Genomic DNA, 25,929 nt, shown 5'->3' with positions numbered 1-25,929 from the left:
CGCGCGCCGGCGAGGTGGGCCGGGGCTTCGCCGTCGTCGCGAACGAGGTCAAGGAGCTGGCCGGGGAGACGGCCGCCGCCACGCAGCGCGTCGCCGACCAGATCGCCGGCATCCAGTCCAGCAGCAGGTCGGTGGCCGCGGGGATCCACGCGACGAGCGAGATCGTCGGGCAGCTCGACGCCGTGCAGCAGCGCATCGGCGACGTGCTGGAGCAGCAGGCCGCGATGGCGGCGCGCTTCGAGGGCTGACGGGCCGCCGGCTACACGAGGTGCGCGAAGACGACGATGTTGTCGACGTAGTGGCCCGTCGTGCGGTCGAACGCGCCGCCGCAGGTGATGAGGCGCAGCTCCGCGCGGTCCGTGGTGTTGCCGTAGACCCTCGAGGTGGGGAAGTCGGCCTTCGCGTAGCGCTCGACGGCGTCGACGACGAAGGTCGCGACCGTGCCGTCGTCGCGGGGGACCTCCACGACCGCCCCCGGCTCGAGCTCGCCGAGGCGGTAGAAGACGGCGGGGCCGTCGGGGCCGTCGACGTGCCCGGCGATCACCGACGGGCCGAGGCCCCCGGGGTGCGGCCCCCCGGTGTACCAGCCGGGCAGGTCGTACCGCTCGGGCGCCGGCAGGACGCCCTGCGCGTCGAGCGCCAGCGGGACGAGCTCGCCGGCGTCGACGCCGATGGACGGGATGCGCAGGGCCACGGGTGCGGCGGCCGGCAGGACGGGCCCGAGGTCGACGGCCGGGGCCGCCGGGACGGGGACGGCCGCCGGGCCGTCGGCGGGGAGGGCCGAGGCGTCCGACGACGGGACGGCCGACGGCAGGGCCGCCTCCCCCGCCGCCCCCGGCTGGGGCTCGGCGGAGGTGGCGACGGACGTGCGCGGGGGCGCCGAGGGGGCGGCCCCGGACAGGCTCGCCCCCAGCACGCCGGCCCCGGCCGTGGCCAGCACGGCGCCGACGGCCACCAGGGGCCACCGCCCCCCGCCGAGCCGGCCCGGCCGGGACGGGGTGCTCACGCGCGGGCGCGTGCCCGGCGGGCGGTCAGGGCGACCGCGCCGACGCCGGCGGCCAGGAGGCCCGTGCCGAGCGCGACGAGGCCGGGCTGGGCCTGGGTCGTCGCGGTGCCGCCGGCACCGGCGGCGACGCTGCCCGAGGGGGCCGACGCGAGGACGCCGCAGAGCGCGGGGTCGGTCGCCTCGGCGGGCAGGGACGGGTCGAGGTCGCTCTTGGCCTCGCCGCCGTACGTGCCGTCGCCGTCGTGGTCCACGCCGTGGATGACGACGACGGACTTGCCGGCGACGATGGCGTCGGCCACCTCGGGGGCGATCTCGATGGAGCCGCGCTGGTAGGCGATCTTCCCGCCGGGCGCGGTGTCGAAGCGGTCGACGGCGAGGCCGCTGGCGGGGCTGGTGTCGCCCGTCTTCGTCAGCGAGACGACGATGCCGCCGTAGGCGGGGACGCCCTCGGAGGTGATGAGGGTGCCGTTGCCGTCCGTGTCGTCGGAGGCTGCGGGGCACTCGTTGCGGGCCTCGGCGCCGAAGTGGATGTGCGCGGCGTGCGGGACGTCGGCCAGGAGGCCGTCGGCCGCCATCGTCACGGTGAGCGTGGTGCCGCGGACGCTCGCCATCGCGGTGCCGCTGGCCTCCACGCCGTTGAGGACGACGGGGCGCAGGTTCGCGTTGGTGTCCCCGTCGGCGGCGGAGGCGCCGGCGGCGCCGATCGGGAGCAGGAGCCCTGCGGCGCATCCGGCCAGGGCGATCCGACGTGCGGTGGTGCGCATGGTGTCTCCGGTCCGGGCGCCTCTGCGCGCCCCGGTCGAGCGGTTGCGGACACCCGGGGTTCGGCGCGGGCCGGGAGCCGGATGGGTCCGGATCCCGACGGGTCCGCGATCAGCCCGCCGCGACCTCGGGGCCGGCCGTCCGCGGCCGTCCGGCCAGCAGGATCGCGCCGGAGACGAGCGCGAGGCCGACGAGCTCGGGCAGGGCCGGAGCCTGGCGCAGCCCCACCGCCCCCACGACCGTCGCCGTGGCCGGGAGCAGCGCGAGCAGCACGGCGAACGTCGCCGCGCTCACGCGCCGCAGGACGAGCTGCTCCAGCCCGTAGGGCACGAGCGAGGAGCACACCGCGACGACGACGACGAGGCCGAGCAGCCGCCCGTCGGCCAGCAGCGGCGCCGCTCCCGGCGCCAGCACGGGTGCCAGGACGAGGCCGCCCGCGGCCATGGCGACCGCGAGGCCGGCGAGCGCGTCGGAGCCCGGGCCGCCGGCGAGCGCGACCCGGCGGCCGAGCAGGATGTACGCCGCCCACGCGGCGGCCGAGCCGAGCGCCGCGAGGAGCCCGACGCCCGCGCTCGGACCCGCGCCGAGCTGCACCCCGGCCAGCAGGGCCACGCCGCCGGCCGCGACGACGACCGCGCCCCGCTCCCGCCACCCGCGCCCCGTCAGCGCCGCCACGGCCACCGGGCCGAGGAACTCCACGGCGACCGCCGTGCCGAGGGGCAGGTGGTCGATGGCGACGTAGAACGCGACGTTCATGACCGCCAGCGCGACGCCGAACGCGACGGCGACGCCGAGCCGCCGGCCGCGCCAGACCGGCCGACCCGACGCGGGCCCGTGCCCGCCGCCGGGCTCCCGCTCGCGCCACGGCCGCCGCCACGCGACGAGGAGCAGCGCCGAGACCGCGACCCGCAGCCACGCCACGGTCGGGGCGGGCAGCACCGCGAAGAGCCCGACCGCGACCGCCGCGCCGACGTACTGCGTGAGCCCCGAGACGACGAAGAGCGCCGGCGCCGGGACCCGCGTCACGCGCCCGGCACCGGGCGGCGGGCTGCCGCAGCCGTCACAGGACGGAGAGCAGCACGGGCACGAGCCCGTCGTCCTCCACGGTGCCGGTGACCTCGTCGGCGACGGCGCGCACGTGCTCGGGCGCCTGGCCCATCGCCACCCCGCGCGCCGCCCACTCGATCATCGTGCAGTCGTTGGCGCCGTCGCCGACCGCCATCGTGCCGAAGGGCTCCACGTCGAGGTCCTGCCGGACGGTCTCGAGCGCGCTCGCCTTCGAGATGCCGCCCGGCGTGAGGTCGAGCCAGGCCGACCAGCCGACGGCGTACTCCACCTCGTGGAGGCCGACCCGCTCGACGAGGGCGCGGAACTCGTCGGGCTCCGCCTGCGGCTCCCGGATGACGACGCGGGTGGCGGGCTGCCCGAGCAGCTCCTCGAAGTCGACGACCTGCACCCTGCCCGACAGCTCGCCGGCGGGGAACTCGCCCGTCACCCGGAAGCCGTGGCCCAGGTCCTCCACGGCGAAGAGCGCGTCGGGCATCTCCAGCGCGAGCGCCCGCAGCGCGGGGCCGGGGTCGAAGGTGACGGCCTGGACGACCTCGAAGCCGTCGTCGCTCAGGGGGGCGACGCGGGCCGTGACGGCACCGTTGGAGCACACCACCCAGCCGTCGTCGAGCCCCAGGTCCCGCGCCACCGGCACCGCGGAGTGCGGTCCCCGGCCCGTCGCGAGGACCACGTGCACCCCGGCCTCCCGCAGCCGGGACACCGCGTCCCGCACGCCGGCCGAGATGACGCCGTCGTAGGACATCACCGTCCCGTCGACGTCCAGCGCCACCAGCCGCGTCCGCCTCATGACCGCACCTCCGCACTCGTCGCCCCCACCGGGCCCCGCGCCGCCGTCGGCTCGAGCACCTCCAGGCCCCCCAGGTACGGCCGGAGCCCGGCCGGCACCCGCACGGACCCGTCGGGGAGCTGGTGGTTCTCCAGGATCGCGACGATCCACCGCGTGGTCGCCAGCGTGCCGTTGAGCGTGGCGACGGGCCGCAGGGCGCCGTCGGCCGTCCGCTCGCGCACGCCGAGGCGCCGGGCCTGGAAGGTGGTGCAGTTGGAGGTGGACGTGAGCTCGAGGTAGCGCCCCTGGCTGGGCAGCCACGCCTCGCAGTCGAACTTGCGGGCGGCGCTCGAGCCCAGGTCGCCGGCGGCCGTGTCGATGACGCGGTAGGGCAGCTCGACGAGGTCGAGCATCTGCCGCTCCCAGCCGAGGATCCGGCGGTGCTCGTCGGCCGCGTCCTCGACCGTCGTCCAGGAGAACGCCTCGACCTTGTGGAACTGGTGGACCCGGATGATGCCGCGGGTGTCCTTGCCGTAGGAGCCCGCCTCGCGCCGGTAGCACGCCGACCACCCCGCGTACCGCAGCGGCCCGGCGGACAGGTCGAGGACCTCGCCGGAGTGGTAGCCCGCGAGCGCGACCTCGCTCGTCCCGACGAGGTACAGGTCGTCCGCCTCGAGCCGGTAGACCTCGTCGGCGTGGGCGCCGAGGAAGCCCGTGCCCGCCATGACCTCCGGCTTCACGAGCGTCGGCGTGATCATGGGCGTGAAGCCCGCCGCGAGCGCGGTGTCCATCGCGGCGGTGAGCAGCGCGAGCTCCAGCCGGGCCCCGATGCCGGTGAGGAAGTAGAAGCGCGCCCCGGAGACCTTCGCGCCGCGCTCGGTGTCGATGGCGCCGAGGCCCTCGCCGAGCTCGAGGTGGTCGCGGACGGTGAAGCCGTCCCCGTACTCGGCCGCCCAGTCCCGCGGGGTGCCCACGTGCTCGAGGACCACGTAGTCGTCCTCGCCCCCGGGCGGGACGCCGTCCTCGACGACGTTGCCGATGCGGCGGGCCAGCGCCGTCGCGGTCGCCTCCGCCTCGTCGGCCTCCGCGCCGAGGGCCTTCACGCGCTCCGCCAGGCCCTTCACCTCCGCCAGGAGCGCGGCCTTCTCCTCGCCCCGGGCGGCGGCGACGCGCTTGCCGAACGCCTTCTGCTCCGCCCGCAGGCCCTCGAACTCCGTGAGCGCGGACCGGCGGTGGGCGTCGGCGGAGAGCACCTCGTCGACGAGGCCCGGGTCGTCACCGCGGAGGGTCTGGCTCGCGCGGACCCGGTCCGGGTCCTCGCGCAGGAGTCGCAGGTCGATCACGGGGCGAGCCTATCGACGGACCGGCGACCGGGCGCGCGGCCCCGGGGGGCGCGGTCTAGCATCCGAGCACGACGGCAGGGGGTGCGAGGTCCCGATGTGGAGGCTCCCGGCCGTGCCGCGGCGCAGCCTGACGATCCCGGACCGGGTGCGGCTCCTGGAGCCCGTCACGTGCGCGGCCCTCGCGGCGCACACCGTCGTCCTCCAGCTCGAGGTCGAGCGGACCTGGTGGGAGGCGCTGGCGGTGGGCGCGCTGCTCGCCGCCCTCGGCGTGTCCGGCGTGCTCGGCCGCCGCAGCGTGCTCGACAGCACGGTCCGCGGCGCCGTGGTCGTCGTCGCCGGCACGCTGCTGCTGTCGCAGAGGGTGCCGGGCAGCTCCTCGCTCCTGCTCTGGTACTTCGTCGTGGCGTCGGTCCACCCGCTGATCCTGCCGCGGCGCATCGGGCGGGTCGTGCCCGTCGTCGTGCCGCTGGCCTACCTGACCCTCCTGCCGCAGGAGGCCGCGGACGGCGGCGTCGTCGTCGCGCTCGTCCGGGCGTTCTTCCTGGCCGCGCTGGGCGTCATCACCGGGACGGCCGCCGCCGCGTACCGCCAGGCCGCCCGCGAGCGCGGCGAGAGCCTGGCGCTCCTGGACACCTACCTCGACGCCACGACGGTCGGCCTCGGCTTCTGGGACCCCGCCCTGCGTCTCGTGCGCGTCAACCGCGGGCTCGCGGACGTCCTCGGGCTCACCCTGCCCGCGGCACTCGGGCGGCGGCCCCACGACGAGGCCGCGCTCGACCCGGTCGTGCGCGCGAGCCTGGAGCGGGTGCTCGCCTCCGGCGAGCCGCTGCCGGACGTCGAGCTGCTCGCGAACGGGCGGGTCCACGTGGCCGGCTGGTTCCCCGTCCGCACCGCGAGCCGGGTGCTGGGCGTCGGCGCGGTCGTCGTCGACGTCACGGAGCAGCGCCGCGACGCCGCCGCGCTCGCGCACTCGGCCACCCACGACGCCCTCACCGGCCTGCCCAACCGCACCCTCTTCCACGACCGGGTGGAGGTGGCCCTCGCGCAGTCGGGCCGGGACGGCCGCGCCACCGCCGTGCTGTTCTGCGACGTCGACCGCTTCAAGCTCGTCAACGACTCCCTGGGGCACGCCGTCGGCGACGAGCTGCTGCGCGTCGTCGCCGACCGGCTGCAGGAGGTCGTGCGCCCCGGCGACACCGTCGCACGCCTGGGCGGCGACGAGTTCGCCGTCCTGTGCCCGGGGCTCTCGACCCCCGACGAGGCGCGCGCCCTCGCCGAGCGCGTGCGCGCGGCCGCCCGGGTCGACCTGCCCGGGGCCGGCGGCGTCGCGTCGGCCTCCCTGTCCGTGGGCCTCGCGCTGGCCGGCCCCGGCGAGCGCGACGTGGCCGGGCTCCTGCGCGACGCGGACGTGGCGATGTACGGCGCCAAGGGCGCGGGCCGGGACCGGGTGGCGGTCCTCGACCCCGCCATGCGCGAGCGCGCGACGACGACGCTGACCCTGCACGCGGACCTGCGGCGGGCCGTGCGCGAGGGCGAGCTCGCCCTCGCCTACCAGCCCATCCACCGCCTCGACGCGCCCGGCCCGGCGCCCGTGGGGTGGGAGGCGCTCGCGCGGTGGGACCGGCCGGGGCACGGGCCCGTGCCGCCGTCGGAGTTCGTGGCGGTGGCCGAGGAGCTGCGGCTCATGGACGCCCTCACCGACCACGTGCTGCGGCGCGCCCTCGCCGACGTGCGCACCTGGCGGGAGCGCACGGGGCGCGAGCTCACCGTGGCCGTCAACACCTCCTCGTGCCAGCTCACCTCCCCCGACGGCGTCGACCGCGTGGCCGCCGCCCTGGAGCGTGCGGGGCTGCCCGGCTCGGCACTCCAGCTGGAGATCACCGAGACCGTGCTCATGGAGGACGTCGCCGCCGCGGTCCCCGCGCTGCAGCGGCTGCGGCGCCTGGGGGTGCGGATGGCGGTCGACGACTTCGGCACGGGGTACAGCTCGCTGGCGTACCTGCGCGACCTGCCCATCGACGTGCTCAAGGTCGACCGTTCCTTCACGGCCCGGCTCCCCGACGACGAGTCGATCTTCTCCATGGTGGTGGACCTGGCCGGCGCCATCGGGGCCGCCACGGTCGTCGAGGGCGTCGAGACGCCGGGCCAGCTCGCGCGCGTCCGCCGCCTCGGCTGCCCCTACGCGCAGGGCTACCTGCTCGGTCGCCCCGTCCCCGCCGACGCCGTCACCGCCGCGCTGGGGTGACGTGCGCCCGGTCGGGGCGCACCGGGGGGCCGGGCGCCCGTGCCCGGCGTAGGTTGCGCGCATGACCTGGGGAGAGTGGCTGGCCGTCGTCGCGACGGTCCTGGCCGTCGTCGCGATCGTGCTGGTGGTCCGCACCTCGGGCCGCGTGGCCCGCGCCGACAAGGAGATCGACCGGCTGTCGCGGCCCGCGCCCGAGCTGCCGCCGCCCGTCGCCGCGCCGGCGCCGACGACCGCGGTGCACGGCGGGCCCGGGCCGACGGGGCCCCTCGTCGCCTTCGTGGCGAACCCGACGAAGCCCAACGTGCCGGGCCTGCGCCGGGCGGTGCGCCGCGTGTGCTCGCAGCAGTACCTGCCCGAGCCCCTGTGGTTCGACACGTCGGCCGAGGACCCCGGCGTCGGCCAGGCGAAGAAGGCGCTCGAGCAGGGCGCGCAGCTCGTCGTCGCCGTGGGCGGGGACGGCACCGTGCGCGCCGTCGCCGAGGCGCTCGCGGGGACGGGCGTCGCGATGGGCCTCATGCCGCTGGGCACGGGCAACCTGCTCGCCCGCAACCTCGACATCCCCCTGAACGACCCGCTCGACGCGCTGGACATCGCCCTCGACGGCGTCAACCACACGATCGACGTCGGCCGGCTGCGCGTCGACCGCTGGGAGTCGCAGGTGAGCGACGACGTCGCCGAGGCCTCCGACGACCTCCCCGACGACACCGACCGGCCGCGCGACCACATCTTCCTCGTCATCGCGGGCCTCGGGTTCGACGCCGCGGTGGTCGGGGACGCCGACGAGGACCTCAAGGCCAAGGTCGGCTGGATGGCCTACTTCGTCTCCGGCGCCCGCCACCTGCACGGCCGGCGCATCCGCGCCGAGGTGGCGATCGACGACGGGCAGGCCGCGCCCGTGCGCCTGCGCTCGCTCCTCGTCGGGAACTGCGGGCGGCTGCCGGGCGGCATCACCCTGCTCCCCGACGCCGAGCTCGACGACGGCGTGCTCGACCTCGCGGCGCTCGACGCCCGCGGGGGCGTCGCCGGCTGGGCGCAGCTGTTCGGGGAGGTCGCGCTCCAGGGCGTCGGCATCCGCAGCGACCTGCCCAACAAGATCGGCCGCATCGACCACGCCCGCGCGCGCCGCGTGAAGGTGGTGCTGCCCGACGCCGAGACCGTCCAGGTCGACGGCGACGTCGTCGGCGAGGCGACGGAGCTGACGTTCCACGTCGACCCGGGTGCGCTCGTCATGCGCGTGCCCGAGGACAGCGCCGCCGGCCAGCGGGCGAAGGCCCAGCGAGACCGCGCCGAGGGCGACGTGGCGGCGGAGGCCGAGGGTGCGCCGCCGGAGGGCGAGAAGTCGATCGGCCGGCCCCTGGCCGCCCGCCGGTGAGCACGGGCGGGTCCGGCAGGGGCGCGTCCGGCACGGGCGGGTCCGGCGCGAGCGCGACCGGGCCGCGCGCGCCGCTCCCCCGCCGGGTGCTCGCGACGGCCGTGGACGTGGCCGGGCGCACGTGGGCCCGGCGCGGCGAGCTGCGGGAGCCCGAGTCGCGGGGGGCCGTGCTCCTCGGCCTCGTGCTCGTCGTCGCCGGCGTGGTCGCGTTCGGGTCGGTGCTCGACGTCGTCGGCGAGGGCGACGGCCTCGCCGAGGCCGACCGGCCGGTGCTGGGGTGGCTCGTCGCGGCCCGCGGCGGCCCCGTGACCGCGTTCCTCACCGCCGTCTCCGCCGTGACGGGGCCCACCGTGCTGCCCGTCGTCGTGCTCGTGGCGACCCTCGCCTGGGGGGTGCGCACCCGCCGCTGGTGGGAGCCGGCGCTGCTCGCCGGCGCGATGGTGCTGTCCACGCTGGTGTCCGTGACGGTCAAGGCGGTCGTCGCCCGGCCCCGGCCGCCCCTGTCGACGATGTCCGTGCCCGGCTCGGAGTCCACCTACTCCTTCCCGTCGGGGCACACGGTCGGCACGGCGACGTTCCTGCTCGTCCTGGGCTACCTCGTGTGGATCCGGCGGCCGCACGTGCGCCCGCTGCTGCTGTGGGTCGCGACGACGGGCGCCGGCATCCTGCTCGTCGCCGGCAGCCGGCTCTACCTGGGCTACCACTTCCTCACGGACGTCACGGCGGGCCTCGCGCTGGCCGTCGCGGTGCTCGGCGTGGTCGTCGTCGTCGACCGGCGCCGCGCCCTGCGGGCCGCGCGGATGACCGCGGGTGCCCCCGGGCACGACGCCGGCTCCGAGCCCGCCGGCTGACCGCCGTTCTGCCCTGGGCAGAGCGGCCCCTGCGTCCGCGCCCGCGTGGCTAGCGTCGGGCCATGACCGCGACCGTCACCCCGCTCGCCCCCCTCGCCGCCCGTCCGGGCACGGTCCGCGCCGCCCGGCGCACCCCCCGCGCCACGCCGGTCGGCCCGCCCCGGCGCGCCGGGTTCGCGGTCCCCGGCGGCACCGCCCCCGGGCCTGCCCCGGCGCCCGCCCCGGCGCCCGACGGGCGGGCCTGGCGCCGGGCGATCGGGCAGCGGCTGCGCGACGCCCGTCGAGACGCGGGGCTGCGGCTCGTCGACGTGGCCGCACGCGCCGGCGTCTCCCCGCAGTACCTGTCGGAGGTGGAGCGCGGCCGCAAGGAGGCCTCCTCCGACGTGCTCGCCGCCCTCACCGGCGCCCTCGGCCTCACCCTCGTCGACCTCGCGGGCGGCGTGGCGCACACGCTCTCCGGCCCCACGGCCGGGGCGCCCGTCCTCCTCGCGGGCTGACGCGGGCCCCGCCGACGGCCCCCTCGTCGGCGCCCCCGGCCGGTGCGGCCGGTCAGCGCCCCGCGAGCGCCGGGCGCCGCGGGCGGCTCTCGAGGACGTGGTCGACGACCCCGTACGCGACGGCCGTCTCGGCCGTGAGCACGCGGTCCCGGTCCGTGTCCCGGCGGATCGTCGCGGGGCTCCTGCCCGTGTGCTGCGCGAGGACGGCCTCGAGCGCGTCGCGGACCCGCGCCACCTCGTCGGCGGCGAGGATGAGGTCGGGCACCGTGCCGCGCCCCTGCGCCGAGGGCTGGTGCAGCACCACGGTCGCGTGCCGCAGGATGCTGCGCCGCCCGGGCTCCCCGCCGGCGACGAGGAGCGCCGCCGGCCCCGCCGCCTGCCCGACGCACGTCGTCGCGACCGGGGGCCGGACGTACTGCAGGGCGTCGTACACGGCCAGGGCGGCGCTGGAGGAGCCGCCCGGGGAGTTCACGTAGAGGTCGATGGGGGCGTCGGGGTCCTCGGACTCCAGGTGCAGGAGCTGGGCGACGAGGACGTTGGCCACGCCGTCGTCGATCGGGGTGCCGAGGTAGACGATGCGGTCGGTGAGGAGCCGGCTGAAGACGTCGACGACGCGCTCGCCGCCTCCGGGCCGCCTCTCGACGACGGACGGGATCGTGTAGGTGCTCACCGGCCACCGGCCAGGGTGAGCGGCCCCGCCGCGAAGCCGGCGCGGTCGTCGGGCCGGACGCTGGCGAGGTCCGTGACGACGCGGTCGACGAAGCCGTAGGCCCGCGCCTCCTCCGCGCTGAACCAGCGGTCGCGCAGCGAGTCCTCCGTCACCCGGGCCAGCGGCTGGCCCGTGTGCTCCGCGATGAGGCCGAGGACCGTGTCGCGGGTGTGCCGCAGGTCCTCCGCCTGCAGCTCGATGTCGACGGCCGAGCCGCCGATGCCCGACGAGCCCTGGTGCAGCAGGACCCGGGAGTGCTCGAGGGCGAACCGCTTGCCGGGGGTGCCCGCCGACAGCAGGAACTGCCCGGCGCTGGCGGCCCAGCCCATCGCCAGGGTGCTCACGTCGTTGGGGATCAGGCGCATGACGTCGTGGATGGCGAGCATCGCCGGCACGGAGCCGCCGGGCGAGTTGATCCACAGGGAGATGTCGTGCCGCGGGTCCTCCGCGGACAGCAGGAGCAGCTGGGCGCACAGGCGGTTGCCGGCGGCCTCGTCGAGCTCCGTGCCCAGCACGATGATGCGCTGGTGCAGCAGACGGGCGGCCAGCTCGTCGTCCAGGCCGCGGGCGGGGGGTCGGGGTGCGTCGCTCATGGGCCCACCCTCGGCGCGGCGGCGCCGCGGCGGGCCCCCGCGCTGCCGAGGGCGGATCCGCCGTGGGCGGACGGCGGGAGGCCCGCCGGGACGACCGGGCCCCCGTCGCGGCGGTGCTGCGACGGGGGCCTCCGCGGTGCGCGGCCGGCGGTGCGCCCGACAGCGGTGCGACGGCGGTCGGTGCGACGTCCGGCGGGGACGGGCGTCAGACCGGGCGGCTCGCCGGCCAGACCACCGCGGTGAGCGGGTCGATCGTCGTGTCCGACAGCCGCTGCAGGTACTCGCCACCCACGGGCAGGACGGCCTGGTCGCGCAGCGCGGTCGCCACGATCCGCGCGAGCTCGAGCGCACCCCGGGCCCCGAAGTGCGTGTTGTCCGTGACTCCGTTGGGGTAGTTCGGCGACGCGCCCGCGGCGAGGTGGAGGAACCACCCCTGGGTACCGGTGACGCCCAGCCCCTCGAACGCCGCGAGGCTGAGGGCCTGCAGGTCGATCATCGCGACCCCCTGCTGCTGCGCCAGCGCCCGCACCGCCGCCGGGTACTCCCCGTGCGTCGGCACGGCGTGCCCGCCGCTGAACTGTCGGCGCTCCACCGGCGTGAGCAGCACCGGCGTCGCACCCTTGAGCCGCGCGCCGTCGACGAACCGCTGGAGGTTCTGCTGGTACGTCGACCAGGCGAGCGTCCCCCGGTTGGGGTCGTCGGTCTTCTCGTCGTTGTGCCCGAAGGACACCAGCAGGTAGTCCCCGGGCCTGATCTCCCGCAGGATGCGGTCGAGCAGGCCGGCGGCGAGGTAGCTCTTCGTGCTCGCCCCGGACTGCGCGTAGTCGACGACCCGCACGTCGCCCGTCGTGAACGCCGGGAGGGCCTGGGCCCAGCCGGCCCGCGGGGCCTCGTCGGCCGCGTAGACCGACGCGGTGGAGTCGCCGGCGACGAACACCGAGACCGGACGCGTCGTCGCCGGGGGCGTGCTGACCGTGACCGTGGCGGTCGCCGCCACCGACGCGTTGCCCGCGGCGTCCACCGCGGCGACGCGGTAGGTCGTCGCCGTCCCCACCGCCACGGTCGTGTCGGTCCAGACCGAGATGCCCGCCGCCGGCGTGGCCAGGCGTGCCCAGGGGGCCGCCCCCGTGGTGGAGCGCTCCACGGTGTAGGACGCGAGGTCCGCCTCCGTGCCGTCGGCCCAGTCGAGCGTCACCGTGCCGGCTCCCGGCGTCGCCACCAGGCCGGTCACGGCCGCCGGGGCGGTCGTATCCGTCGGGACGACCGGGGCCGCCTCCCCGATCGGGTTCCAGCCGTCGGCACCGGCGAGGTACGTCCACCGCGAGTACCGGTAGGAGTCGAGGTCGCCGAGCTGCGGGCGCTTCGACACGTCGGTCCCCGCGGCCGCTGCCCCGGTGTTCCGGTACTCCGCGAAGCGGGCCTGGTCCCAGGTGAGGGTGGCGCTCCAGTCCTTCCACGGCTGCGTCGCGCTGATCCCCGCCGCGAGCTGCGTGTCCCGGACGACGACCTGCGAGCTCGTCACGTTGTAGGGGCGGGACAGGTGCACGGACCCGGGGGCCCCGTCGGTGAGGACGGTGCTGTCGGTGAGCAGGAAGCCGTAGGGGCTGCCGGCGCCGACCGTGGAGCCGAAGACCGCCGCCCCGCCGCGCGCGAGCACGTGGAACGTCGACCGGTCGAAGACCGCCACGGCACGCCCGAAGACCATGTCCGAGCCGCCCTCGACGTACACGTCCCGGAAGTACGAGCGCGAGTAGGTCGTGGTGTTCGCCGTCGAGAGGTTCAGCGTCCGGTAGTCGCCGAGGAACCGGACGTCCGTGAAGACGTGCTTGTCCCCGCCCGTGACCGAGAGGGCGACCTGGTAGGTGCCCGTGCCGGTCGCGTTGGTGTTGGCCACCGTGAGGTCCGTGAGGGTCCAGCGGTCACCGGCGATCGTGACGGTGCCGGCCTGGCCCGTGCCGCTCGCGGTGAGGACGACGTCGCGCGGGTCGCCCGTCGCGCCCACGAGGTTGACGCCGTACCGGTTGCCCTTCGTCACGCCGTCCGCCGCGAGCGCGGCGCTCACCGTGCCCGTGTAGGTGCCGGGCTGCACGAGGATCGTGCGGCCCGGGGCCGGGAAGCTCGTGTTGTTCGGCAGGCTGTCGATCGCCGCCTGGACGGTGCGGAAGTCGCCCGTCCCGTCGGCAGCCACGACGAGGTCGACCGCCACCGGGGTGGCCGCCACCGCCGCGGACCGGTCGGAGGTGTTGCCCGACCCGTCCACCGCCGTGACCACGTACCGGTACGTCGTGCCGACGACCACGCCGGTGTCCGTGAAGGCCGTGCCCGTCACGGACGAGGGCGTCCGCCTCGTCCACGCCCCGTCGGGGCCCGAGCGCCAGACGTCGTAGCCCGTGACGTCGACGTCGGGGACCGGCGCCCAGGTGAGGGCGACCGCTGCCCTGCCGAGCACGGCCCGGAGGGCGTTCGGCGCCGCGGGCGCCTCCGCGTCACCGGCGACCGGGGTCGCCCCGGCCGCGGCCGACCGCGCCGACTCGTTGCCGAAGACGTCGACGGCGGTGACCTCGTACTCGTAGGCGGTGCCGTCCACCAGGCCCAGCTCCGTCCAGGACGTCGCGGTGACGAGGTCGGCGACGAGCGGGGTCGACCCGCCGGCCCGGTACACCCGGTAGCCGGCGAGGTCGGGCTCGGGCGAGACGGCCCAGGCGACCGTCACCCGGCCGGAGGCCCCCGTGGCGCGGAGGTCGGCCGGTGCTGCCGGCGCGACGCGGTCCGCGGGCGTGGCGGTCACGGTGGCCGGCGCCGACGCGTTGCCCGCGGCGTCGACCGCGACGACGGCGTACGTGTAGGCCGTGCCGTCGACCAGGCCGGTGTCCGTGAAGCGGGGAACCGCCGGCGTGCCGACGCGGGTGGCCGCCGTGAGCGGCACGCCCGCGCCCGCGCCGGTGACGCGGTGCAGGCGGTAGCCGGCCAGGTCGGGCTCGGCGCCCGCGTCCCAGGTGAGGGTGAGCGTGCCACCGGTGCCGGAGGCCGCCACGCCCGTCGGGGTGGCGGGCGCGACGACGTCGGCCGGGGTGGCCGGCGTCGGCACCGCGGGGTACCACGTGCCCTCGCCGAGCCAGGCCGTCACGGTCGCGCCGAGCGACTCCGCCGGGCTCAGCTGCGGCCGGTTGTCGTTCACCGCCGCACCGGCGCCCGTGGTGGCGAACTCGGCGAACCGGCCGAGGGTCCAGGGCTCGCCCGCGGGACCGGTGCCCCACGGGGCGGCCGCGCGGACACCCGCACCGATCGTCGTCTCGCGCACGACGGCCTGGCCGACCGACCGCGGCGTGTAGGTGTCCGCCCAGGCCCGGTAGGGGCGGCCGAGGGAGGCACCCGAGACGCCGGGCGCCGTGGTGACCGTGCTGGCGACCAGGAGGAAGCCCTTCTGGTCCGCGGCCGTGCTGGGCGTCAGCACGGAGCCGTTCGCGGCACCGACGGTGATGGTGCTCGAGCTGATCACCAGCGTGGCGCGACCGAGCACGAGGTCGGCGTTGCCCGCGAGCTCCACGTGGTCGAGCACCTGACGGGCGCTCGCGGTGTAGGTCGGGGTGTCGGCGAAGACCGTGCGGTTGCGGGCCCGCAGGACCGCGTCGTGGACCACGACCTTGTCACCGGTCATCGACAGGGCGGGGGCCGCCCCGCTGGTAGCCGTGTTCTCGAGCGTGAGGCCGGAGGCGGTGAAGCCCGAAGCGGCCACGGTGAGGGTCGGCGTCGCGGTCCCGTTGGTGAGGACCACGTCCGCGGGGTCGCCGGTGGCGCCGACCACGGTGACGAGCTTGCCCGCCGGCACCGTCGTCGTGCCGACGTACGTGCCCGGCTCGACCGCGATGACGCGGGGTGCGGCCGCGCCCGCCGGCACGGCGTCGATCGCCGCCTGCAGGGTGGTGTGGTCCCCGGCCCCGTCCGCCGCCACGGTGGCGTCGACGTGCAGCGCGGGGGTGACGGTCACCGCCGCCGAGGCCGGCGACTCCTGGCCGGCGGCGTCGAGCGCGGTGACGACGTAGGTGTACGTCGTGCCGTTGGTCAGCCCGGCCTGCGCGAAACCCTGCCGGGTCAGCGTGGCGGTGCTGACGCGGTGCTCGGCGTCGACCGGCACGGTCGCACCGGCGCCCGTGGCCCGGTAGACCCGGTAGCCCACGACGTCGGCCTGCGGGCTCTCGGCCCAGACGAGCGAGGCGGTCCCGTCGCCGGTGCCGCCGCTCACGCCGGTGGGCGCCGCCGGGGCGCTGTCGGCCGCGACGGGCAGGACCGGGTCCCAGCCGTCCGTGCCGGCCAGCCAGGACCGCGCCGTCGCCGCGGCGCCCTGGGCGTCGGTCAGCTGCGGGCGGTTCGCGTTCACGGTCGCCCCGGGCCCGGTGTTCCCGTGCTCGGCGAACCGGCCGGCGGTCCAGGCCAGGCCGCCCGTGAAGTCGATCCACGGCTGGGCGGTGGCGAGGCCGTCGCCGAGCCACGTCCGCACGATCGTCGTGGCGCCGCGCGAGTCGTCGCCCTGGCTGCCGTCCGCCCAGCCGCGCCACGGCCGGCCCAGGTGGTAGGTGCCGGGTTCGTTGTCGCTGACGAGGCGGCTGTCGACGACGAGGTACCCGCGCGGGTTCTGCGAGGCGGTGCTCGGCGCGAAGACCGTGCCGCCGCGGTGCGCGAGCGCGTGGATGGTCGTGCGGTCGAAGACGGCGGTCGCCCGGCCGAAGACGAAGTCGATGTCGCCCTCGACGTAGCTGCGCACGAAGTACTGGCGGACGTAGGCACCCGTGACGGAGCCGGCGGCGTCGGCCAGGAGCGTGTCCTGGTGGCCGAGCACCCGCACGCCGTCGTAGACCTGGCGGTCCCCGGTGGCCCGCAGCGCGACGGCCTGGGGCGAGACCCCGGGGTGCGCGTCGGCGTCGAAGGTGTTGCTGATCGTCAGGTCCTGGACGCGCACGTTGCTCGCGCTCACCCACACGCTCGCGCTGCCGCCCGTGCCGCAGGTGGCGGTGGCGACCGCCGGGCAGGTGGTGGCGGAGCGGGGCGTGCCGTTGGCGTTGTCGAACGTCAGCACGACGTCCTCCGCCCGCCCGGTGGCACCGACGATCGTCGTCCACGGCTTGGACACCTGCACGACCTCGCGGTACGTGCCGGGGCGGACGAGGACGACCGTCGGGTCGGACGCGGTGCCGGCCGGGGCCGCGGCGAGCGCAGCGACGAGCGACGTGGCGTCGCCCGAGCCGTCCGCGGCCACGACGACGTCCGGCACCAGCGGCTTCGCGCCGGGGACCACCGTGACGGCGCCCGAGGCCCGGGCGACGTGGCCGGCGGCGTCCACCGCGACGACGACGTAGGCGTAGGAGGTGCCGTTGGTCAGCCCCGTGTCGGTGAAGGCCGCCTTCTCGACGGTCCCGACGAGGTTGTGCTCGTCGACGGGCACCTCGAGGGATGAGGCGCCGGCCGCGCGGTAGACGCGGTAGGCGACGACGTCGACCTCGGGTGCGTCCTCCCACGTGAGGATGGCGCGGGCGTCGTCGCCGGACACGGCGAGGCCGGTGACGGCGGCGGGCGCGACGTCGGCGGCCGCGGGGGCCACCGGGTCCCACCCGTCGGTGCCGGCGAGGAAGTCGCGGGCCGTGAGGCGGGTGGCGTCCGCGTCGCTCAGCTGCGGCCGCTCGCCACCCGCGGCGGCACCGGGGCCGCTGTTGCGGTACTCCGCGAAGCGGGCGCTGCGCCAGTCCGTGACGGTGCCGCTGTTGGTCATGTTCGTCCACGTCGCGGTGGTGCTGACCACGGGGCCGAGCCAGGAGTCGCGGACCACGACGTGGCCGAGCGCGTTCGCGTCGGCGACCGAGGTGTCGTCGTCCTGCTTCAGGCCCGGCTGCCACGGGCGGCCGAGGTTCTGCGATCCGTCCGGCGCCGACCCGATGATGCGGCTGCCGGTGATGAGGAACCCGTACGCCTGCGCCTTCTGCGTGCTCGCCGCGGTGACCGAGCCGTTCGGCGTCGTGCCGTGGTCGAGGACCTCGAGCGTGCAGCCGTCGAGGACGGCCGTCGCGCGCCCGAAGAGGAAGTCGACGTCGCCCGCGACCCAGCAGTCGTGGAAGTAGACGCGCGAGCGCGTCGCCGCGCTGGGGCTGTTGGCGTACAGCGTGTCCTGGTTGCCGAGCAGCCGGACGCCGTCGAAGACGAGCCGGTCGCCGGTGGTGCGCAGCGCGACCGCCTGGCCGTTGGCGTAGGTGCCCTCGCGGTACGTGTTCTCGATGGTGAGGTCGCGGACCTCCACGTCGTCGCCGGACACGAGCACCGTGGCGCTGCCGGAGGTGCCGTAGGTGGCGGGGGTGCCGTCGGGGTTCAGGCCCCCCGTGGGGGTGCCGGCGGCCCGGCTCCCGGTGATGACGACGTCCTGGGCGCGGCCGGTGGTGCCGACGAGGACCACGTCGCTGTGCGCGATCGTGAGGTGCTCGGCGTAGGTGCCGGGCTCGACGAACACGACGGTGCGCGCCGTGCGGCCCGCCGGGATGGAGGCGACGGCGGCGGCGATCGTCGTGAAGTCGCCCGAGCCGTCCGCGGCCACGGTGAGGTCGGCGCGTGCGGGGTCGGTCGTGCCGGTGGCGGGGGCGCCGGCGGTCTCGTGACCGGTGAAGTCCACCGCCGTGACGAGGTAGGAGTACGTGACGCCGTCGAGGGCCGTCGTGTCGGTGAAGGAGGTGCCGAGCAGCGGTGCGGTCCCGCTGACGAGCGCCTGCGGGGTCGCGGCGACGGCGGTGCCGGCCGCGCGGTACACGCGGTAGCCGGCGAGGTCGGTGTCGCCGACGCCCGTCCAGGTCAGCGCGACCTGCTCGAAGCCGCCCGTGAGGGTCAGGCCCGTCGGGGCGTCGGGCGCGGTGTCGGGGGTGACGACCACGGGCGCCCAGCCGTCGCTGCCGGCGAGGTACCTGGCGACCGTGGCGTTGGCCGCGGCGCTGTCCGTGAGCTGCGGCCGGTCGGCGGTGGCGGGTCCGGCGAGGGCGCCGGGGCCGGAGTTGCGGTACTCGGAGAAGCGCGCGTCCCGCCAGGAGAAGAGCGTGCCGGCGGTCGTCATGTCGGTCCACGGCGTGGCCCGCACGGCCGCGGGCAGGACGGTGTCGCGCACGACGACGGAGCCGAGGGCGGCCGGGTCGCCGTCCGGGTGCCACGGGCGACCCAGGCTCACGGTGCCGGCCGCCGCGTCGCTGACCACGCGGCTGCCCGTGATGAGGAACCCGTACTTGCTGCCCGAGTTCGTGCTCGCGGCGGTGATGTAGCCGTTGTTGGAGCGCGAGCCCCGGTCGAGCGAGCGGAAGGTCGTCCGCTCGAACACGGCGGTGGCGCCGCCGAAGACGTAGTCGACGTCGCCCTCGACGTAGCTGTCCACGTAGTACTGGCGCGAGCGCGCCGTGGTGCGGACCGTGTCGGCGAGCAGCGTGTCCTGGTTGCCGAGCAGCCGCACGTGCGCGCCGACGAAGCGGTCGCCGGTCACCGAGAGCGCGACGGCCTGCTTGCTGGAGATCTCCGGGTGGGCGGCCTCGTCGAAGGCGTTCGCGACCGTCAGGTCCTGGAGGGTGACGTCCGCCGCCGTGACCGTGACGGTGGCGCTGCCGGCGGTGCCGTAGGTCTTCGGCAGGCCCGTGTCGGCGTCGGTGCTGCCGCCCGGCACGGGGGTGCCGGAGGCGCGGTCGTCGGTGATGACGACGTCGGAGGGGTCGCCCGTGGCGCCGGCGAGGACGACGTTCGGCTGGTCGACGCGGAACGACTCCCGGTAGGTGCCGGGGGCGATGGTGATCTTCGTCGGGGTGAGGTTCGTCGAGGGGATCGTCGCGAGCGCGGCCGAGATCGTCGGGAAGGCGCCGTTGGCGCCGTCCGGCGCGACGAACAGCAGCGTGTACGTCACGGGGAGCGGCACGGGGGCGGTGGTCGACGTGCCGCTCACCGCGCCGGACTGGGCCGAGACGTTCCCGACGAGGTCGACGGCCTGCACCCTGTAGTACTGGGCGACGCCGGTCGCGGCGCTGGTGTCCGTGAACGAGGGCGCCGTGCCGGCGGCCGCCGCGGTCACCGTGGTCAGGCGGACGTACGTGCCGCCGCTCGAGGCGGACCGGTAGACCACGTACCCCGCGAGGTCCGCGTCCTTGTTCGCCGTCCATGCCAGGCGCACGCCCTGGACCGTGCCGCCCGCGGTGGCCCTGAGCCCGGCGGGCGTGCCCGGCTTCACCATGGGGTTGTTCGCGGTGACGGCGAGGTACGACGAGGCGTTGCCGGCGCGGTCGACCGCGACCACGCGGTAGTAGCCGACGGTGCCCTCCGTCGCGGCGGGGTCGGTGAAGGTCACGGTGCCTGCGGGCAGCGTCAGCCAGTCCTGGTAGGTGCGCGTGCCGTCCTTGTCCCCCACGCGCTTCTGCACGCGATAGGACGCGGTGTCCGTGCTGGTGGAGGCCTTGAAGGTGACCTGGGCGACGCCGGCGACGACCTTCACGACCGGGGAGGTCGGCGCGTTCGGGGCGGCCGTGTCCGCCGGGACGGCGACGGAGACGACCGCGCTCGCACCGGACGAGCGGCCGGCCGCGTCGACCGCGGTGACGCGGTAGGAGGACGTGGCCGCGAGCGGAGGGGCGGTGTCCGTCCACGACGTGCCGGTGACCGCCGCCCCCGTGACGACGGCGAACGGCCCGGTCGCGCTCGTGGCGCGCTCGACGAGGTAGCCCTTCGTCGTCGTGCCGGCGTTCGCCGTCCAGGACACCACCACCGAGGCCTTGTCGGAGGAGAGCGCGGCGCGCACGCCCGAGGGCGTGGGGATGCTGCCGTCAGCGGGGCGCGTGGCGTTCGCCGTCGCGGCGCCCGAGGTGTTGCCCGTGCGGTCCACGGCGGTGACCCGGTAGTACGTGCGCACGCCGGGTGCGGCGGCCGTGTCGGTGAACGTCGGGGCGGTGCCCGCGGGGACGGTGCGGGCGGCCCCCCACGGCCCGGACGACGAGGTCGCCGACTGGACGGAGAAGCCCGCGAGGTCGGCCTCCGTGCCCGCCTTCCAGGTGAGCACGACGCCCGCCGCGCCGGCCTTCGCGGCCAGGCTCGAGGGTGCGGCCGGGGCGGTCCGGTCCGTCGTCGTGACGGTGCGGGTGCTCGACGGCTTCGACACGAGGGCGCCGGCCAGGGCATCCACGGCGTAGTAGACCTTCGAGCCGGCGGGTGCCGTGGCCGTCGAGCCGTCGGTCCAGCTCGTGGTGCCCTTGCCCAGCGTGGCCACGCGGGTGGCGGCGCTGGGCACGGCCGTCGCGGTGGGCAGCCGGTGGACGCCGTACCCCGTCAGGCCCGAGGACCCGACCTTCGACCAGCTCAGGACGGTGCCGACGTGACCCATCCACACCGCCGTCACGCTGCTCGGCGTGGACGGCGCGCTCGCCGCCGCCGCCGGCGTGGCGCCGAGGGCGAGCGTCGTGAGGAGCACGACGGGCGCGAGCAGGAGGGCCACGACCCGACGGAGGACCGGGGCGGCGGGGGAGGGCAGGGGGCGAGAGGGCACGACGGCTCCAGGGCACGACGGGAGAGGGGAGCCGGCGCCGGGGGAGCTCGGGCCAGGGGGCGCGAGCGCAGGGGACGGACGATTCGGCGGAACCGGACACTAGGTGCTCCACCGACCGGGGAAGGGCGCTTCCCGACTTGATAGCCGGTTTTCACCCCCGCGCTCACACCTGGGGGTGACAGAGGGCTGGGAGCGTGCACGGCCGCGCCCGGCGCGGTCCCGCGCGCCGCGTCCGCGCCGGGCGGTGGGGAACGTGGTCGGCTCCCCGCGGGCTACCGTCGCGCGGTGACCGTCGCCCTGCACCGCTCCGCCCTCGCCGACCTGCCGCCCGCCACCCTGTACGCGCTGCTGCGGCTGCGCGTCGACGTCTTCGTCGTCGAGCAGGCGTGCGCCTACCCCGAGCTCGACGGGCGCGACCTCGAGCCCGGCGCGGAGCTGCTCTGGGCGGAGGAGGACGGCGCCGTCCTCGGGACCCTGCGCGTCCTCCACGACCCGGACGGCGCCCTGCGCATCGGGCGGGTCGCCACGGCGGCCGCCGCCCGGTCGCGCGGGGTCGCCGCCGCCCTCATGGCCGCCGCGCTCGAGCGGTGCGCCGACCTGGACCCCGGCGCGGACGTCGTGCTCGGGGCCCAGGCGCACCTGTCGGGCTGGTACGGCCGGTTCGGGTTCGTCGAGAGCGGCCCGCGCTACGACGAGGACGGCATCCCGCACGTCCCGATGCGCCGGGCGGCGCCGGCGCCCACGGCGGGTGCCGAGGCCGCTGGGGCCGCGGGGGCCGCCGGGGCCGCGGCGGTCAGGTGAGCCCCTGCGCGAGCATCGCGTCGGCGACCCGCCGGAAGCCGGCGACGTTGGCGCCGAGCACGTAGTCCCCGGGGCGGCCGTACTCCTCCGCCGTGGCCGCGCAGCGGTCGTGGATCGCCGTCATGATCTCGGACAGCCGGGACTCCGTGTGCTCGAAGGTCCACGAGTCGCGCGAGGCGTTCTGCTGCATCTCGAGCGCGGAGGTGGCGACACCGCCCGCGTTCGCCGCCTTGCCGGGGCCGAAGAGGACGCCGGCCTCCCGCAGCACCGCGACCGCCCCGGGGGTGCACGGCATGTTGGCGCCCTCCGCGACGGCCCGGACCCCGTGCGCCACCAGCCGCCGGGCGGCCGCCTCGTCCAGCTCGTTCTGCGTGGCGCAGGGCAGCGCCACGTCCGCCGGCACGTCCCAGACGGAGCCGCCGGCGACGAACCGCGCTCCGGGCCGCCGCGCGGCGTAGTCCTCCGCCCGGCCGCGGTGCTCGACCTTGACGTCGCGCAGCAGCTCGAGGTCGACGCCGGCGGGGTCGACGACGTAGCCCGAGGAGTCGGAGAACGTCACCACCCGTGCCCCGAGCGCCTGGGCCTTCTCCACGGCGTGGACCGCCACGTTCCCCGCGCCCGAGACGCCCACGGTGCGGCCGTCGAGGCCCTCGCCGCGCGTGCCCAGCATCCGCTCGGCGAACAGGACGGTCCCGTAGCCCGTGGCCTCCGTCCGCACGAGCGACCCGCCCCAGGTCAGGCCCTTGCCGGTGAGCACCCCCGACTCGTACCGGTTCGTCATGCGCTTGTACTGGCCGAACAGGTAGCCGATCTCGCGCCCGCCGACGCCGATGTCCCCGGCCGGCACGTCCGTGTGCTCCCCGATGTGCCGGTGCAGCTCGGTCATGAACGACTGGCAGAACCGCATGACCTCGCCGTCGGACCGGCCGCGGGGGTCGAAGTCGGACCCGCCCTTCCCGCCGCCGATCGGCATGCCGGTGAGCGCGTTCTTGAAGATCTGCTCGAAGCCGAGGAACTTCACGATGCCGAGGTACACGGAGGGGTGGAAGCGCAGGCCGCCCTTGTAGGGGCCGAGCGCGGAGCTGTACTGCACCCGGAAGCCCCGGTGGATCTGCACCTGCCCGCGGTCGTCCACCCACGGCACCCGGAAGATGATCTGGCGCTCGGGCTCGCAGAGCCGCTGCAGCACCGCCGCCTCCGTGTAGTGCGGGTGCTTGCGCACCACCGGCCCGAGCGAGTCGAACACCTCGCGCACGGCCTGGTGGAACTCGAGCTCGCCCGGGTTGCGCCGGAGCACCTGCTCGTAGATGGGGGTCAGCGTCTCGTCCATGCCCGTCCTCGTCCGTGGGTCGACCCCGCATCGCACCAGGTCCGCGGGGACGGTGCAGGGGCGTCCGCGACGCGAACGGGGACGGTGGGACCGGGGCCGCCCCTAGGCGGGCACGGCGTCGGCGCGCACGGGTGCCCGGGGCGCGGGGACGGCGTCGAGCCGCGGGGCACCCGCGACCGCCGCCGGGACCGCGAACCCGCCGACGGCCCGGACCGCACGGCGGCGCGACCGGGCCATGACGACGATCGTCAGCAGGGCGACGGGTCCGTTCACGACGGTCGGCGCGCCGACCCAGAACGAGCCGATGCCCAGGGCGTAGGTCGCCCAGAAGAGCTGCCCCGACAGGTTGATCCACTGCGACGTGACGGAGATGCCGGAGAGCTTCACGGGGTCGTGGCGGTTGCGCCAGACGTTGCGGGCGTGCGGCAGACCGCCGACGAAGCCCGTGAGGGAGGCGAGGAGCCCGGCGATCTCGACGACGTGGTGCACGGTGACCTGTCCTTGCGCGGGGGCACGGTGGTGCCCGGAGGGGTGGTGGGAGGGCCCGGTGGGACCACCCCGCCCATCGGGCGGCACCGCGCCCGGCCTTGACCCCCTTCACAGGACGCGCACACGCGGGCGACCCGCACCGTGCGGTCCGGGCGCGGCCCGGGTGACGTGCGGGTGGCGTCCGGGTGGACCCGGGGCCCGCGACGGCCCGTCCCCTCACCCCGGGCCCGGAGCGGCCGAAGGGTCGCAGGTGCCCCACCGACCCCACCTGCTCCCGGCCGCGCTCGTCGCCGCCGTGCTGTGGGCCGCCGCGCCCCCGGGGCCGGCGGGGACGGCGCTCTTCGCGGTGACGGGCCTGCTGCTGGCCGCCACCGTCGTGGTCGCCACGGCCGGGCGCGCCACGCAGGCGGCCCGGGCCTGGTACCTCGCCGCCGCCGGCCTGGCGCTGCTCGTCGTGGGCCACGCGCTCGGGCTGGCGCAGCGGCTCGGGCCGGGCGGGCCGCCCGCGGGCCCCACGACCGCCGACGCGTTCTGCCTCGCCACGTACGCCGCCATGGCGGCCGCCGCGGCGGTCATCCTGCGGTCCCGGCGCGCGCTGCGGGACTGGGCCGGCTGGGTCGACGGGGCCGTCGTCGCGGTCGCCGTCGGCCTGCTGTCCTGGGTGGTCGTCGTCGAGCCGGCGCTGGACGGGGCCGCCGCCGCGGTGCGCCTCCTCGCGGGCGCCTACACGGCCGGCGACGCGGTGCTGCTCGGGGTGCTCGCCGCCTTCTCCGGCAGCGCCGGGCCCCGGGGGGCGGCGTCCCGCTGGCTCGTGTCGGGCGCGGGTCTGCTGCTCGTGGCGCACCTGATGGAGACCCTGCACCGGCTCGCGCCCGGCGGCCCGCCGCGGTGGGTCACGGCCCTGTGGCTCCTGGCCGGGCTGCTCGTCGCCGGGGCCGCCACGCTGCCGTCCGCCGCCCTGCTCGGCGCACCGGGCCCCGGGCGGGCGCCGTTCACCGGGCGGCGTGCCCTCGGGGTCGCGGTCGCGGTGCTCACCGTCCCGGTCGTCGAGCTCGTCCGGGGCGCCACCCCGGTGCCCGCCGCCGACCACCGGCTCCTCCAGGTCGCCTCCGTCGTGCTCGTCGGCCTGGCCCTCACGCGGATGTCCCTGGCCGTGGGGGACGCGCAGGCCTCCGCCCGCGCCCGGACCGCCCTCCAGGACGACCTCGCCCACCAGGCCAGCCACGACCACCTCACCGGGGCGGCCACCCGGGCCCGCACCCTGCAGACCGTGGAGGCGGCCCTGCACCGCGCCCGCCGGTCCGGGTCCCTCGTCGGCCTGCTGCTCGTCGACCTCGACCACTTCAAGGCGGTGAACGACGCGCACGGGCACGCCGTCGGCGACCTCGTCCTCGCCGCGACCGCCGAGCGCCTGCGCGCCGCCGTGCGCACGGGCGACACGGTGGGACGGGTCGGCGGGGACGTGCTCGTCGTCCTGCTCGAGGCCCCCGGGTCCGAGGCGGCGGTGCTCGAGGTCGCCCACCGGGTGCTGGCGGCCGTGCGCACCCCCGTCGCGGTCGGCGGCGCCCCGCTCGTCGTCAGCGCCTCCGTGGGCGTCGCCCTGTCCCGCGACGGCGACCTCGACGCCGACCGCCTGCTCCGCGAGGCCGACGCGGCGGCGCAGCGCGCGAAGGCCGACGGCCGCGGGCGGCTGGAGGTCTTCGACGACGCGCTGCGCGCCACCCTGGCCGAGCGCGCCGACCTCGAGGCCGCCATCCGCGCCGGCCTGCGGCGGGGGGAGTTCGCGCTCCACTACCAGCCCGTGGTGGACCTGCGCACCGGGGTGACGGTGAGCTACGAGGCGCTCGCGCGCTGGGACCGGCCCGGCGTCGGGTCCGTGCCGCCGGGCGTCTTCATCACGGCCGCCGAGCGGGGCGACCTCGTGTGCGACCTCGGCCGGTGGGTGCTGCGCACCGCCGCCCGGCAGCTGGCGGCCTGGCGCGCGGCCGGCGAGGCGCCGCCGCACGGCGTGGCGGTGAACATCTCCGCCCGGCACCTCATGTCCGACACCGTCGTGGCGGACGTGGTCGGCGCCCTGGCCGCCGAGGACGTGCCGCCGGCGCTGCTCACGCTCGAGATCACCGAGACCGTGCTCCTCGACCACCCCGTCGCGCACGAGCACCTGCGGGCGCTGCGGCACCTCGGCGTCCCCGTGAGCATCGACGACTTCGGCACGGGGTACACCTCGATCGGGCAGCTCCAGCACCTGCCCGCCACGACCCTGAAGATCGACCGCAGCCTCGTCGCGCCCGCGGCGGAGCCGGCCGCGGGGGCGCTCGTCGCGCTCGTCGTGCACGCCGCCCATGCGTTCGGGCTGGCCGTCGTCGCCGAGGGCGTGGAGACGCCGGAGCAGCTCGTCGCGCTCCGCGAGGCCGGGTGCGACCTGGCGCAGGGGTTCCTCCTCGCCCGCCCGCTGCCCGCACGGTCCCTGCCGCCGGTGCGCACGCCGCTGGTCCCGGGGCCCCTCCCGGCCGCGCGCCTCGTCGAGCCGCGGACGCGCTGAGGGTCCGCGACCGCACC

Annotated in this window: 17 protein-coding genes; 7 read left to right on the top strand and 10 right to left on the bottom strand. The window is 76.9% G+C overall.

Annotated elements, in window-relative coordinates:
- A partial coding sequence (locus EJA20_RS10425; protein ID WP_276319530.1) for a methyl-accepting chemotaxis protein occupies positions 1-248 on the top strand: 248 nt, incomplete at its 5' end.
- An 11-nt stretch (positions 249-259) separates the two neighbouring features.
- On the opposite strand, the gene EJA20_RS19115 is transcribed toward EJA20_RS10425, so the two are convergent.
- From EJA20_RS19115 to serS, 5 genes are all read right to left on the bottom strand, one after another.
- Entirely contained in the window at positions 260-1,006 is a 747-nt protein-coding gene (locus EJA20_RS19115; protein WP_205687450.1) for a class F sortase, read from the bottom strand.
- Positions 1,003-1,770 carry a CHRD domain-containing protein gene (locus tag EJA20_RS19110; RefSeq protein ID WP_205687449.1) on the bottom strand — a complete coding sequence of 256 codons (768 nt, stop codon included), beginning with the start codon at positions 1,768-1,770 and terminating at the stop codon, positions 1,003-1,005. Before EJA20_RS19110 ends, EJA20_RS19115 begins: the two co-directional genes overlap by 4 nt.
- A gap of 109 nt (positions 1,771-1,879) precedes the next feature.
- Entirely contained in the window at positions 1,880-2,794 is a 915-nt protein-coding gene (locus EJA20_RS10415) for an EamA family transporter (RefSeq protein WP_129338089.1), read from the bottom strand.
- A gap of 34 nt (positions 2,795-2,828) precedes the next feature.
- Positions 2,829-3,623: an HAD family hydrolase gene (locus tag EJA20_RS10410; RefSeq protein WP_129338088.1), complete on the bottom strand. Its 795-nt coding sequence runs from the start codon at positions 3,621-3,623 to the stop codon at positions 2,829-2,831.
- Positions 3,620-4,945 (bottom strand): serine--tRNA ligase, encoded by a 1,326-nt coding sequence (serS, locus tag EJA20_RS10405; RefSeq protein ID WP_129338087.1) that lies wholly within the window; start codon positions 4,943-4,945, stop codon positions 3,620-3,622. The genes EJA20_RS10410 and serS overlap by 4 nt, the downstream gene beginning before the upstream one ends.
- A gap of 112 nt (positions 4,946-5,057) precedes the next feature.
- Here serS and EJA20_RS10400 point away from each other — a divergent pair, with 112 nt between their 5' ends.
- The 4 genes from EJA20_RS10400 to EJA20_RS10385 all read left to right on the top strand — a co-directional run bounded on the left by EJA20_RS10400 (position 5,058) and on the right by EJA20_RS10385 (position 9,910).
- Positions 5,058-7,190, top strand: coding sequence for a putative bifunctional diguanylate cyclase/phosphodiesterase (locus EJA20_RS10400; protein ID WP_129338086.1), 2,133 nt, complete (start codon positions 5,058-5,060; stop codon positions 7,188-7,190).
- Positions 7,191-7,251: 61 nt separating this feature from the next.
- On the top strand, positions 7,252-8,562 hold the full coding sequence (locus EJA20_RS10395) for a diacylglycerol/lipid kinase family protein (RefSeq protein WP_129338085.1): 1,311 nt from the start codon (positions 7,252-7,254) through the stop codon (positions 8,560-8,562).
- Positions 8,563-8,648: 86 nt separating this feature from the next.
- Positions 8,649-9,413: a phosphatase PAP2 family protein gene (locus EJA20_RS10390; protein WP_240675338.1), complete on the top strand. Its 765-nt coding sequence runs from the start codon at positions 8,649-8,651 to the stop codon at positions 9,411-9,413.
- 62 nt (positions 9,414-9,475) lie between these two features.
- A complete protein-coding gene (locus tag EJA20_RS10385; RefSeq protein ID WP_129338084.1) occupies positions 9,476-9,910 on the top strand; it encodes a helix-turn-helix domain-containing protein in 435 nt (144 codons plus the stop codon).
- Positions 9,911-9,962: 52 nt separating this feature from the next.
- On the opposite strand, the gene EJA20_RS10380 is transcribed toward EJA20_RS10385, so the two are convergent.
- The 3 genes from EJA20_RS10380 to EJA20_RS10370 all read right to left on the bottom strand — a co-directional run bounded on the left by EJA20_RS10380 (position 9,963) and on the right by EJA20_RS10370 (position 20,699).
- The gene (locus EJA20_RS10380; RefSeq protein ID WP_129338083.1) at positions 9,963-10,580 is read right to left on the bottom strand and encodes a ClpP family protease; all 618 of its coding nucleotides are present in this window, start codon (positions 10,578-10,580) and stop codon (positions 9,963-9,965) included.
- Entirely contained in the window at positions 10,577-11,212 is a 636-nt protein-coding gene (locus tag EJA20_RS10375; RefSeq protein ID WP_129338082.1) for a ClpP family protease, read from the bottom strand. Before EJA20_RS10375 ends, EJA20_RS10380 begins: the two co-directional genes overlap by 4 nt.
- A gap of 205 nt (positions 11,213-11,417) precedes the next feature.
- Positions 11,418-20,699, bottom strand: a complete 9,282-nt coding sequence (locus EJA20_RS10370; protein ID WP_164983931.1) for a pectinesterase family protein — start codon at positions 20,697-20,699, stop codon at positions 11,418-11,420.
- Between the two features lie 336 nt (positions 20,700-21,035).
- Between EJA20_RS10370 and EJA20_RS10365 the strand changes: the two genes are divergently transcribed.
- A complete protein-coding gene (locus tag EJA20_RS10365; protein WP_129338080.1) occupies positions 21,036-21,551 on the top strand; it encodes a GNAT family N-acetyltransferase in 516 nt (171 codons plus the stop codon).
- Here EJA20_RS10365 and gdhA read toward each other — a convergent pair.
- Positions 21,544-22,881, bottom strand: coding sequence for an NADP-specific glutamate dehydrogenase (gene gdhA, locus EJA20_RS10360; protein WP_129338079.1), 1,338 nt, complete (start codon positions 22,879-22,881; stop codon positions 21,544-21,546). The genes EJA20_RS10365 and gdhA overlap by 8 nt on opposite strands.
- Positions 22,882-22,983: 102 nt before the next feature.
- The gene (locus tag EJA20_RS10355) at positions 22,984-23,370 is read right to left on the bottom strand and encodes a hypothetical protein (protein WP_129338078.1); all 387 of its coding nucleotides are present in this window, start codon (positions 23,368-23,370) and stop codon (positions 22,984-22,986) included.
- A 250-nt stretch (positions 23,371-23,620) separates the two neighbouring features.
- Between EJA20_RS10355 and EJA20_RS10350 the strand changes: the two genes are divergently transcribed.
- Positions 23,621-25,912, top strand: a complete 2,292-nt coding sequence (locus EJA20_RS10350) for a putative bifunctional diguanylate cyclase/phosphodiesterase (protein ID WP_129338077.1) — start codon at positions 23,621-23,623, stop codon at positions 25,910-25,912.
- The last annotated feature ends 17 nt before the right edge of the window (positions 25,913-25,929 follow it).

The organism is Cellulomonas endophytica (assembly GCF_004123805.1).
Lineage (GTDB): Bacteria > Actinomycetota > Actinomycetes > Actinomycetales > Cellulomonadaceae > Cellulomonas > Cellulomonas endophytica.
The sequence above is the reverse complement of the archived record's forward strand: the minus strand, read 5'-3'. Positions and strand labels throughout refer to the sequence as shown.